The sequence below is a fragment of the Dietzia sp. UBA5065 genome (assembly GCA_002415925.1).
In the GTDB taxonomy this organism is placed as follows: Bacteria; Actinomycetota; Actinomycetes; order Mycobacteriales; family Mycobacteriaceae; genus Dietzia.
Genome location: DIAZ01000019.1, coordinates 5,694 through 14,060 on the forward strand (window position 1 = coordinate 5,694; position 8,367 = coordinate 14,060).

6 protein-coding genes and 1 tRNA gene are annotated in these 8,367 nt (G+C 72.7%); 6 read left to right on the plus strand and 1 reads right to left on the minus strand.

Features of this window, described 5'->3' with window-relative positions; translation table 11 throughout:
* Positions 1-2,487 (plus strand): type I DNA topoisomerase (gene topA, locus B4M60_RS01840; protein ID WP_291079744.1); only part of this gene is annotated, 2,487 nt, incomplete at its 5' end.
* A 15-nt stretch (positions 2,488-2,502) separates the two neighbouring features.
* Here topA and B4M60_RS01845 read toward each other — a convergent pair.
* A complete protein-coding gene (locus tag B4M60_RS01845; RefSeq protein ID WP_291079745.1) occupies positions 2,503-4,086 on the minus strand; it encodes an adenylate/guanylate cyclase domain-containing protein in 1,584 nt (527 codons plus the stop codon).
* 71 nt (positions 4,087-4,157) lie between these two features.
* Here B4M60_RS01845 and B4M60_RS01850 point away from each other — a divergent pair, with 71 nt between their 5' ends.
* The 5 genes from B4M60_RS01850 to B4M60_RS01870 form a co-directional block, all read left to right on the plus strand.
* A complete protein-coding gene (locus B4M60_RS01850) occupies positions 4,158-5,369 on the plus strand; it encodes a DNA polymerase III subunit delta' (protein ID WP_291079747.1) in 1,212 nt (403 codons plus the stop codon).
* Positions 5,370-5,463: 94 nt separating this feature from the next.
* A tRNA-Thr gene (locus tag B4M60_RS01855) sits at positions 5,464-5,539 on the plus strand.
* 198 nt (positions 5,540-5,737) lie between these two features.
* On the plus strand, positions 5,738-6,541 hold the full coding sequence (locus B4M60_RS01860) for a crotonase/enoyl-CoA hydratase family protein (RefSeq protein ID WP_291079749.1): 804 nt from the start codon (positions 5,738-5,740) through the stop codon (positions 6,539-6,541).
* 8 nt (positions 6,542-6,549) lie between these two features.
* Positions 6,550-7,716, plus strand: coding sequence for an acyl-CoA dehydrogenase family protein (locus tag B4M60_RS01865; protein WP_291079751.1), 1,167 nt, complete (start codon positions 6,550-6,552; stop codon positions 7,714-7,716).
* The coding region (locus tag B4M60_RS01870) for an acyl-CoA dehydrogenase family protein (protein ID WP_349679604.1) at positions 7,713-8,367 on the plus strand (655 nt) is incomplete at its 3' end. The genes B4M60_RS01865 and B4M60_RS01870, both read left to right, overlap by 4 nt.

Genomic DNA, 8,367 nt, shown 5'->3' on the forward strand with positions numbered 1-8,367 from the left:
CGCATCCTCGACCGCCTCTACGGGTATGAGGTCTCCCCGGTGCTGTGGAAGAAGGTCATGCCGCGGCTGTCGGCGGGCCGCGTGCAGTCGGTGGCCACCAGGGTGATCGTCGAGCGCGAGCGCCAGCGCATGGCGTTCGTCGCCGCCGACTACTGGGACGTCACCGCGCTCCTGGCGACGCAGGAGGCCACCGGTGGCGACGCCGGCGAGCCGCGGAGCTTCACCGCCCGCCTGTCCGCCGTCGACGGCGCCCGCGTCGCCCGGGGCAGCGACTTCGGCCAGGACGGCAAGCTCAAGGCCACCGGCGCGGCCAAGGACGCGGTGGTGCTCGGCGAGAGCGCGGCCCGGGCGCTGTCCGGGGCGCTCGAGGGTGCCGACTTCGCCGTGGACTCCGTCGAGTCCAAGCCGTACACGCGGCGCCCCTACGCGCCGTTCATGACCTCGACGCTGCAGCAGGAGGCCGGCCGCAAGCTGCGTTACACCTCCGAGCGGACGATGCGCATCGCGCAGCGGCTGTACGAGAACGGCTACATCACCTACATGCGTACCGACTCCACGACCCTGTCCGAGGGCGGCATCGCGGCCGCCCGCGCGCAGGCGGCGGAGCTCTACGGCAGCGAGTACGTCTCGCCCACGCCGCGGCAGTACACGCGCAAGGTCAAGAACTCGCAGGAGGCGCACGAGGCCATCCGCCCCGCCGGCGAGTCGTTCGCCACCCCCGGCCAGCTCCACAGCGTGCTGGACGCCGAGGAGTACCGCCTGTACGAGCTGATCTGGCAGCGCACCGTCGCCTCCCAGATGGCCGACGCCAGGGGCACCTCGGTGAGCATCCGGATCACCGGAGCCGCGGGGGAGAACCCGTCCGGGTACAGCCGCGCGACGTTCTCCGCCTCGGGCCGGACCATCACCTTCCCCGGCTTCCTCAAGGCCTACGTCGAGGCGGCGGAGGAGTCCACCGAGTCCTCCGAGAAGCCGATGGCGGACGACGCCGAGCGGCGGCTGCCCCACCTGAGCGAGGGGCAGGCTCTCACGGGCTCGGACCTGGTGGCCGACGGTCACACCACCAGCCCGCCCGCGCGCTTCACCGAGGCGAGCCTGGTCAAGGCCATGGAGGAGATGGGCATCGGCCGCCCGTCCACCTACGCCAGCATCATCCGCACCATCCAGGACCGCGGATACGTCTACGTCCGGGGCAACGCGCTGGTCCCCAGCTGGGTCGCGTTCGCCGTGGTCGGGCTGCTGGAGCAGAACTTCGGTCGGTTGGTCGACTACGACTTCACCTCGCTCATGGAGGACGAGCTCGACGCGATCGCCGAGGGCCGCGAGAACCGCGACGACTGGCTGCGCCGCTTCTACTTCGGCGACCCCGCCGGGGACGACCGGGGCGGGCAGTACGCGGTCGGGCTCAAGAACCTCGTCGACGTGAACCTCGAGGCGATCGACGCCCGCAGCATCAACTCGATCCGCGTGTTCGACGACGCCGAGGGCCGACCGGTCCACGTCCGGGTCGGCCGCTACGGGCCGTACCTCGAGCGCATGATCGCAGGGGAGGACGGCGCGGAGGAGTCGCAGCGGGCCAACCTCCCCGAGGGGATGAGCCCCGACGAGCTGACCCTCGAGGTGGGGGAGAAGCTGTTCTCCACCCCCCAGGACGGGCGCCCGCTGGGCGTGGACCCCGGGACCGGGCACGAGATCGTGGTCAAGGACGGGCGATTCGGCCCCTACGTCACGGAGAAGCTGCCCGAGCCCACCGACGCGGAGAAGGCGCAGTGGGCCAAGAAGGTGCTCGCCGACGCCGAGGCGGAGAAGAAGAGGATCGACGCCGAGCGCGACGCCGCCATGGCGGCGGCGAAGGACGACGACGCCAAGACGGAGGCCAAGAAGGCCGCGACCAAGGCCAAGTCCGCCGTCACCCGCAAGGCCAAGAAGGAGGCCGACAACCCCACCGGCCCCAAGCCGCGGACCGGGTCACTGATGCAGTCCATGGAGCCGGCCACGGTCACCCTCGAGCAGGCGCTCAAGCTGCTCTCCCTGCCGCGGGTGCTGGGCGTCGACCCCGCGAGCGGCGAGGAGATCACCGCGCAGCTCGGCCGCTACGGGCCGTACCTGCGGAAGGGCACCGACTCGCGGACCCTCGACACCGAGGACGCGGTCTTCACCGTCACCCTCGAGGAGGCGCTGAAGATCTACTCCGAGCCCAAGCGGCGCGGCCGGCAGGCCGCCGCGCCCAAGGCGCTGCGCGAGATGGGGATCGACGAGGTCTCCGGCAAGCAGATGCTGGTCAAGGACGGGCGCTTCGGGCCCTACGTGACCGACGGCGAGTCCAACGCGTCCCTGCGCAAGGGCGACACCGTGGAGACCCTCACCGACGCGCGCGCCTCGGAGCTGCTGTCGGAGCGGCGGGTCAAGTCCCCGCCGAAGAAGGCCGCGGCCAGGAAGGCCCCGGCGAAGAAGGCCCCGGCGAAGAAGGCCGCCGCGCGCGGCTGAGCCGGCTGACCCGGCTCAGCCGCCCGCCGCGCCGGGGCCCCCTGCGCCCGGGCGCAGCGCGGTGTCCCCGGCCTGCCACCGGTCGGCGAGCGTGGGCCGGAGCGGCCGGGCGAGCTGGGTCATGATGCCGCGTCCACGCAGCTCGACGCTGCGGCCCAGCACCCACCTGGCGGCCTCCGGCGCGTCCGCGTGGCGGATGGTCGTGGCGGACGCCAGGACGTGACCCTGCTCCATCTTGGCCAGCGTGGTCAGGCGGGCGGCCTCGTTGACGGGGTCCCCGATCACCGTGTACTCGAAGCGTTTGGCGTGGCCGATGTGCCCGGCGATCACCGTTCCGTAGGAGACCCCGATGCCCGCCGAGAGCGGGGAGAGATCGGCCAGCCTGCTCTGGAGTGCCCGCGCGGCCCGCAGCGCCCGTCCGGCCTCGTTCTCCACCTCCAGCGGCGCGCCGAACACGGCGAGCAGAGCGTCGCCCTGGAACTTGTTGATGTACCCGCCGTTGGAGTCGACTGATTCCACGGCGATCCGGAAGAACTCGTTGAGGACCGCCACCACGTCGGCGGGATCGTGGGAGGCGGCGAACTCGGTCGAGCCGGTGAGGTCGACGAACAGCACCGCGACCACCCGCTCCTGGCCGCCGAGCTCGGTGCCCCGCTCCAGCGCGTTCCGGGCGACGTCCTCGCCCACGTAGCGGCCGAAGAGGTCCTGGATGGCCTCCCTCTCCTGGAGACCGGTCACCATCTCGTTGAAACCCTGGCCCAGGCGGCCGATCTCCGAGCTGTCGTAGATGGTCACACGGGTCTGGAGGTCGCCCTTCTTGACCCGCTTGACCCCCTCCTGCATCTCGCGGACGGGGTCGGCGATCGAATCCGACACCAGCCCCATCCCGATCGCCCCGGCGATCACCGTGACGCTCGCCAGGACCGCGAGCGCGACGAGGATGAGCTGGGGATCGCCCCCGAACAGCCCGACCCAGTGGCCGGCGAGGATGAGCAGGATCCCGGCCACGGGGATCACGGTGGTCAGCGCCCACCCGAGGAAGATCCGCCGCCGCACCCCCGGCATGTGCCGGTTGGCCGGCACGCCCTGCGCGAGCGCCCTCACGGTGATCGGCCGCATGATCCGCTCGGCCTGGAGGTAGGAGATCAGACAGGTGGTGGTGCCGCCGAGCACGCTGGTCACCCCCACCACCAGCGCCAGCCTGGGGGAGTGGCCCACGTTCACCGCCACGAAGACCAGCGAGCCGATGAGCCACATCGCCCCCGAGACCAGGGCCTGGTGGAACGGCAATCGCAGGGCCCGGTTGCGGATCGCGCCGCTGAACTCCTCGCCCGAGCGGTCCACCCGGAGGACGGGCAGCAGGAGCAGGGTCGACGCGATGACGCCGCCGACGAACGCCAGGACCAGGTAGCCGATGAACAGGTACTGGTTGAGGAAGCGGAACTCGTCCAGGTCGAGGAACCGGTCCATCGGGAGGACGAACCGGAGGAAGGCGAAGACGAAGACGGCCCCGATGATGTTGGCCTGCACCATCGTCAGGGCGTAGACGGGCCAGGGGGTGGCCCACAGCCACCGGAACAGCCTGACCCAACGCTTCATTGGGCCAAGGGTAGTTCCAGGCGGGCCCGGCGGGAACGGGGCCTGTCGGTGGGCGGGGATAGGGTGGGCTCATGTCAGGGGTGTTCGATCGGTTGGCCGGCCAGGACGAGGTCGTGGCGGAGCTGACCGCTGCCGCGCACGCGGCCCGGGCCCGCGTGCCGGGTCAGGGCTGGGACCAGACGGACGCGAGGATGGTCCACGCGTGGCTGTTCACGGGTCCACCCGGCAGCGGCCGGAGTGTCGCGGCCATGTGTTTCGCGGCGGCCCTGCAGTGCGAGCATCCGGAGATCGTGGGCTGCGGCGAGTGCCGGGCGTGCCACACCGTGGCGGCGGGCACCCACGCGGACGTCCACCTCCTGGCCCCCCAGGGGGTCAACATCCTCCTCAAGGACGTCAAGGAGACCATCCACCGCGCGGCCAGCCGGCCCGGCACCGGACGCTGGCAGATCGTCGTGGTGGAGGAGGCGGACCGGCTCACCGAGCAGTCCGGGAACGCGCTGCTCAAGGTGGTCGAGGAGCCGCCCAGCCGGACCGTGTTCCTGCTGTGCTCGCCCACCACGGACCCGATGGACATCATGGTGACCCTGCGGTCCCGGTCCCGGACCGTCGCGCTGCGCCAACCGGACGCGGCCGCGGTGGAGAGCGCGCTCCTCGCCGGCGGCGGGGTGGACCCGGACCGGGCGAGGTGGGCGGCGGGGGTGTCCTCCGGGCACATCGGCCGCGCCCGGTGGCTGGCCACCGACGAGGCCACCAGGGATCGCCGGGACGCGGTCCTGGAACTGCCCATGGTCATGCACAACCCGGGCCGGGCGTTCCCGCTCGCGGACCGGCTGGTCAGCGCCGCGGAACAGGAGGCGGTCGCCCGCAACACCGGCAACGACGAGCGTGAGGTGGAGGAGCTGCGCACCGCCATGGGGGTCGGGGGGACGGGAAAGGGCGCGGTGGCGGCGGGTCGCGGCGCCGCGGGGGCGGTGAAGGAGCTGGAGAAGGCGCAGAAGTCGCGGCGCACCCGCTCGACCCGCGACTCCCTGGACCTCGCGTTGGTCGACCTCGCGGGCTTCTACCGCGACGCCCTCATGGCCGGTCTCGGGGTGGGCGACGTCGCCCCGGTGCACCCGGACAAGGCCGCGGAGTCCTCGCGCCTCGGCGGCCACTACCCGCCGGCCGCGGTCCTGCAGGCCATCGAGGCCATCCAGGAGTGCCGCGCCGCGATCGAGGTGAACGTCAAACCCAAGTTCGCGGTGTCGGCGATGGTGGGGGCGATCCGGCAGGCGCTGGGCTGACGGGCGGCGCGAGCCGGCCCTCGGCCGGGGCGTGGCGGCCGTTTTCCGGCGGCGCCGACCCGTCATATATAGTTGCCTCGCCCCACAAGGGCTCGCCGCGTTAGCTCAGTCGGTAGAGCATTTCACTCGTAATGAAAAGGTCGTCGGTTCGATTCCGACACGCGGCTCCACCAGCACCTCCACACACCCCCGCCCGACCCGGGCAGGGGTTTCGTCGTCTCTCGACCCCGGCACCGCGCCCAGGGGGGCCAGCCCGGGAACGGCGACGGCGACCGGTGCCACTGGATACAGTCGGGTACCGAGTGACGCAGTCCGACCCCGGACCGTCAGGACGAGAACGCCGGTCCCGCTACCCAGGGAGAATCCCCATGGCCTCAACACCCCTGCTCGTCGAGCGAGCCGACCACATCGAGACGTGGACGCTCAACCTGCCGGACGCCCGCAACCCCATCTCGGATCCGGCGATCGTCGACGCGATCTGCGATCAGGTGGCGGCGGTCAACGCGGACCACGACGTGCGGGCGGTCGTGCTCACCGGGGCGGGATCGGCGTTCTCCGCCGGCGGCAACGTCAAGGACATGGTGGACCGGGCCGGGATGTTCGGCGGCAGCCCGTACGAGCTCCGTGACGGGTACCGCCGGGGCATCCAGCGGATCCCCCGAGCCCTGTACCACTGCGAGGTGCCGGTGGTCGCCGCGGTCAACGGGCCGGCGGTGGGCGCGGGGTGCGACCTCGCCGTGATGTGCGACCTGCGGGTGGCCTCCACCAGGGCGTGGTTCGCGGAGAGCTTCGTCCAGCTGGGCATCATCCCCGGCGACGGCGGCGCGTGGCTGCTCACCAGGGCGATAGGCCCGGCGAGGGCGGCGGAGATGGCCCTGACCGGGGACCGGGTCACGGCGGAGCAGGCCGCCGAGTGGGGGCTGGTCAACAGGGTGGTCGAGCCCGACGCCCTGATGGACTCCGCCCGGGAACTGGCGGGCCGGGTGGCCAAGAACCCGCCCCACGCTGTCCGGATGGCCAAGCGCCTCCTGCGCGAGTCCCAGCACCAGTCGCTGGAGTCGCTCCTCGAACTCTCGGCGACGATGCAGGCGCTCGCCCACCACACCGAGGATCACCGCGAGGCGCTCGCCGCGTTCGGGGAGAAGCGCCCCGGCAGCTACACGGGCCGGTAGCGGTACCGATGCCGCCCCGGATCGCCCCACCGACCACCCTCGCGTCGGCGGACATGGACGCACTGCGCGCGGAGGTGCGCGCGTTCCTCGCCGACGAGATCGCGGCGGGACGTCTCACGCCGTGGATCGACACGTGGCTCACCCGCTGGGACGAGGACTTCACCCGCAGGCTCGCGGACCGGGGCTGGGTCGGAATGGCCATCCCGACCGAGTACGGAGGCCGCGGCCGCACCCATCTCGAGCGCTTCGTGGTGACCGAGGAACTCCTCGCCGTGGGGGCTCCGGTGGCCGCCCAGTGGGTCGCCGACCGTCAGATCGCGCCCTCGCTCCTGCGGTACGGGACCGAGGAGCAGAAGCGCGGGTTCCTGCCCCGCATCGCCGCGGGCCAGTGCTGCTTCGGCATCGGGATGAGCGAGCCGGATTCCGGCTCCGACCTGGCCAGCGTGCGCACGAGGGGCGTCCGGGTCGACGGCGGCTGGACCATCACCGGGACCAAGGTGTGGACCTCCGGCGCCCAGCACGCGGAGGCGTTCATCGCCCTGGCCCGCACCGAGCCCCTGGATACGTCGAACCGGCACGCGGGACTGAGCCAGTTCATCGTTGACCTGCGCAGCGAGGGCGTGACGATCCGCCCGATCGTGTCCCTGTCCGGCGACCACCACTTCAACGAGGTCGTGATGGACGAGGTCTTTGTCCCCGACGCGCGGGTCTTCGGCACCCTCGGCAGCGGCTGGGAGCAGGTCAACTCCGAGCTGGCGTTCGAGCGCAGCGGGCCGGAGCGGTTCCTGTCCTCCTTCCGACTGCTGGCCGCCGAGATCGGCGCGATCGGCGAGGGACGCCTGCCCGCCCGGACCGATCTCGGCCGCTCGGTGGCGCGGATGGCGGGGCTGCACGCCCTGAGCCAGAACATCGCGGGAGCACTCCAGCGCGGTGAGCCGGCCGACATCCCGGCGGCCCTGGTCAAACTCCTCGGCACCACCACGGAGGGCGACATCGTCGACGTGGTCTCCACCCGGCTCGGCGACGAGTTCTCGCCGGGTGAAGGGGAGTCGGCCTCGGCCGAGCTCGTCCACCTGCTCCGCGCGGGGCTGCACCAGCGCCCCGGCTTCACGCTGCGCGGCGGGACCAACGAGATCCTGCGCGGCGTGATCGCGCGGGGACTGGGGATGCGATGAACGAGAACACCGCGAACGCCGACGCCCCCGTCGACCTCGACGTGGACGGCGACCTCGACGCCATGATGGGCGACGTCCTGGCGCAGTTCTCCGGACCCACCGCCCGCCCCGACGCGGCCGCCGTGTGGCGGGCCCTGTCCGAGGTGGGACTCGGCCGGCTCACCGCCCCCGAGGCCACGGGCGGCAGCGGGGCCGGCTGGGCCGAGGCCGCGGCGCTCCTGCGACTGGCCGCGGCCGCGGGCGTCGCGGTCCCCTTCGCCGAGACCGACCTCGTCGTCGGGCCCCTACGCCGGGCCGCCGGCCTGGACGACTCGTCCCCCGGCACGGCGACCCTCGCGGTGCTCGGGCCCCACGGCCACGCCCGGCGCGTGGCCTGGGCGGGCTCCACCGACACCATCCTGTGCGTGCGCCGGGTCGGCGCCGTGGACGGGGCCGCCCGCCACGAGGTGGCCGAGGTCGGGACCGATCGAGCCGGGATCTCGGCCGCCGACGGGACCTCCGCGGTGTCGCTGGGCGATGTCACCCCGCCCGCGGACGCCACGTGGACCCCGGTCGACGCCGCCCACGTGGAGGCGGCGGTCCTGCGCGGCGCGCTGGCCCGGGCCGTGCAGTCCGTGGGCGCGGCCGAGGGGATGCTCGACGCGGCGATCG

Bases quoted from the DNA above. Each gene is read 5' to 3' on its own strand.
- B4M60_RS01845 (WP_291079745.1), bottom strand. From the start codon at position 4,086: ATGAAGCGTTGGGTCAGGCTGTTCCGGTGGCTGTGGGCCACCCCCTGG.
- B4M60_RS01850 (WP_291079747.1), top strand. From the start codon at position 4,158: ATGTCAGGGGTGTTCGATCGGTTGGCCGGCCAGGACGAGGTCGTGGCG.
- B4M60_RS01860 (WP_291079749.1), top strand. From the start codon at position 5,738: ATGGCCTCAACACCCCTGCTCGTCGAGCGAGCCGACCACATCGAGACG.
- B4M60_RS01865 (WP_291079751.1), top strand. From the start codon at position 6,550: ATGCCGCCCCGGATCGCCCCACCGACCACCCTCGCGTCGGCGGACATG.